Source organism: Escherichia sp. MOD1-EC6819 (assembly GCF_002965765.1).
Lineage (GTDB): Bacteria > Pseudomonadota > Gammaproteobacteria > Enterobacterales > Enterobacteriaceae > Escherichia > Escherichia ruysiae.
Genome location: NZ_PTRG01000029.1, coordinates 1 through 3,262, shown reverse-complemented (window position 1 = coordinate 3,262; position 3,262 = coordinate 1). Strand labels below are relative to the sequence as shown.

Sequence of the window (3,262 nt, the reverse complement as noted above, 5' to 3'; positions counted from 1 at the left end):
ACTTTCTTCAAAAATAAATGAAAATAGTTCTTATTTCAATTATGAAAAGACTCTTTTTTAATCAAAAAATAGAAATATGAATAAAAATAATGGGCTACAAAAATGTAGCCCATTGACAAAAAATGCGGCGATACCAGAAAGTATCGCCAGCAAATTTACTGCTTAGTAAACGGCGCGAAGATCGCACTGAATGCGTACTTCGGAGCTTGTTCTTTAGTCAGACCGTGGAATTCCGGAGACAGGTTAGTGCCGCCCGGCAGATCACGCGCGATTGACCAGATACCTACCATGCCGAGGTTGCGAGTTTGCGCATCCTGCATGACCAGACGAGCATCAGAGAGATAGAAAACTTCACCCTGAACGTCGTTCACGCCAACCATCGGCGTGGTGCCCATCATGGCGTCAATTTCTGCATCGCTCTTGTTGGGATGGAGGCCTTTCAATTGTGAATGCAGGTTGGCAATCGCCGACGTTGCACACTTACCGTGGATGTTCTGGCCTTCGGTATTTGCAGACTGACAAATTGCGTTACCGTAGTCCATCGTCATCACGTTCACACCCGCCAGCTCAACACCTTTCGCTTTGGCATCGCTCAGGACGTTCATCCCTTCCGGCGTCAAGCCAGTCGGCAGAATTGGCAAGGTGTACCAGATAGCAATATCTTTGCCTTCTGACTTCCATTTATCCTGTACCTTCTTCACGGCAAGGTTACGACGTTCAATAGATGCCTGATCCGCAACCCAGGTGCCTTCGATATCGAAGTCCAGGACTCTGAGATTCAGGTTATCAACGATGTCATAATAATGCTGCATCAGATCGTCAACGTTCTTACAGGAAGCCGCCAGCGGAGCGTTATTAGCACCACCGATAGACAGCATCACATCGCCGCCTGCTTCACGCAGAGCTTTAATTTTGCTGTACTGAGCGTAATTCTGCATACCGTAAGCAGTACCCCATGTCGGCAGACAGGTGTTCACATCTTTACTCACCACAAACGCCAGCGTGAAGTGGTTGACGTTATGATTCTTAGCCAGCGCAGCCAGATCCGGGATTGTATTCAGCGTAAAGTCGACATACGGTGCATATACGTGTTTCGGCCACGCTTTCTTCGGCGTACCTACGCGCTCTTTGGTTCCGGTCCAGTCAACAAAGACACGCCACGGGTTGCTGTCAGATGGTGAAACCTTCTGCACTTTACTTTGAGAAATATAGTTCACGCCATTGAAGCGAATCAGCGTATCGCTGGCATAAAGCGTCGCTGGATTAAACTCTGGCGCATTTTTCAGCTCGTCGCTGCTATAGCTCTGTGCTTTACCCAATGGCTTCCACGGGCGGCTATTGCTACCGGTGGCGTTCTGGTTCGCAACCAGCGCAGGGTTATCATTTTGTGTCCAGAACAAGGCTTCATATGCCTGACCATCAACCACCACACGATCGCCTTTCACGTAGACTGTCGATGCAGACCACGCTTTTGCCGATTCGTATTTCTTCCACGGGTTATCGCCGCCAGGAACAAAGCCCCACGCGTCCTGATCCACTGACGTTTTATAATGCGCATCGTTATAATCTACAATGCTGTTCGCACTGTACGCTTTACTGGCCTGGAAGCCATCTGCAACGATAACGCCGCCGTTATCAATTTCACAGGTAGTCGGGTTACCGTACTGACTCATTTCCGCAGCGGTAGCTGTACGCACGAGACGCCATGGGTTATTGGAGTTCTCAGCGCTGGTGCCACGCGGGCAATCTTTAGAACCAACCCACCAGGCATTCTGATAGACATTACCATTGAAGATAACATGGTAAATTTCGCTACCTTCCTGACCACTCCATGCCTGTAATGAGTAATCGTTACTGCTATCCGCTGGTGTTGATGGCTCGTTGTTATCCGGAGTTGGGGTAACCGGAGTATCTGGTGTTACCGGCGCCGGATCAACCGGAGTCACAGCACCACCATTGTCCGGCTTAACAGAGCAGGAGCCTGGATTGCCATACTGAGTGATTTCTGTTGCCGTTGCCGCACGAACATAGCGCCATGGATTGCTGGCGTCGTTTTCTTTCGCATCGCCTGGGCAATTTGCCGCGCCTACCCACCAGGCGTTCTTATAAATGCCGCCGTTGTAGATAACGTACCATGTAGAAGAACCTTCCTGACCTTTCCAGGCTACGACAGCATAGTTGTCGTTTGACTTATCAGCTGGGGCTGGCTGAACATCAGGAGCCGGTTTAACGTCCGGTGCAGGCTGTGGTGCTGAAGTACAGGACTGTGGATTACTGGTTTGCGTGATTTCCGTTGCCGTAGCGGCACGGACATAACGCCATGGATTGCTGGCATCATTGCCTTTCGCATCGCCCGGACAGTTAGAAGAGGCTACCCACCAGGCATTTTTATATACCGCGCCATTAAAGACGACATACCAGGTCTGACCGCCCTGCTGTTTATTCCAGGCAACTACAGATGAATTTGATGGAACAGTACCTTGTGCTGGTGTAGTTGAACCACCATTAGTTGGCGTATTGGATGCAGGCGTATTTGAAGTTGAAGAAGATGAGCTACTGCTCTTTTCGCAGGAAAGCGTATTGCCAAACTGGCTAATTTCAGCAGCCGTTGCCGTACGCTTTAAACGCCACGGGTTAGTTGCATCATTTGCTTTCGCTTTACCGGGGCAATTTGTAGAAGAAACCCACCAGGCATTTTCATAAACCTTACCATCGAAAATAACCTGATATTTACTTCCACCTTGTTGGTTATTCCATGCTTCCAAAGCAAATGCTGGTAAAGAGGAGCAAATCAACCCCATACCAATCATTGATTTGGTAAATGTATTTAATTTCATTATTATCCCTTTTGACGTATTAAAAAATACTTCAAGACATTAAGTCCTTCAATGAAATTATTTACTTTTTAATGGAACGCTTCAACATAGAATAAAACAAAGAAATAAAAATCAGAAAAAAGCCTGAATAAATAAAGTTTTATTAAATTTAATATATTCGCATTAAAAATATGTGTATCTAGTAATATTTATGAATTAGATATTTAGCACAGATAAAATTACGAATATTCGCGTCCCAGCTTTCATATGCAAAAAGGGCGCCGAAGCGCCCTTTTCAATTCAAAACTAATTAACGAGTAATTAGCTCAGAACTTTAGCTACAACGCCCGCGCCAACGGTACGGCCGCCTTCACGGATTGCGAAACGCAGACCGTCGTCCATCGCGATCGGGTGGATCAGGGTAACAACCATTTTGATGTTGTCGC

2 protein-coding genes are annotated in these 3,262 nt (G+C 47.1%); both read right to left on the bottom strand.

Annotated features, from left to right (window positions below; translation table 11 throughout):
• Positions 1 to 155: 155 nt before the first annotated feature.
• Positions 156 to 2,837: a bifunctional chitinase/lysozyme gene (gene chiA, locus A7Z06_RS21420; protein WP_000774094.1), complete on the bottom strand. Its 2,682-nt coding sequence runs from the start codon at positions 2,835 to 2,837 to the stop codon at positions 156 to 158.
• 300 nt (positions 2,838 to 3,137) lie between these two features.
• Positions 3,138 to 3,262: EF-Tu C-terminal domain-related protein (locus A7Z06_RS21415; RefSeq protein ID WP_072117485.1), on the bottom strand; the 125-nt coding region annotated here is incomplete at its 5' end.

Excerpts from the sequence above, each read along its gene's own strand:
- chiA (WP_000774094.1), bottom strand. The coding sequence starts at position 2,837 with ATGAAATTAAATACATTTACCAAATCAATGATTGGTATGGGGTTGATT.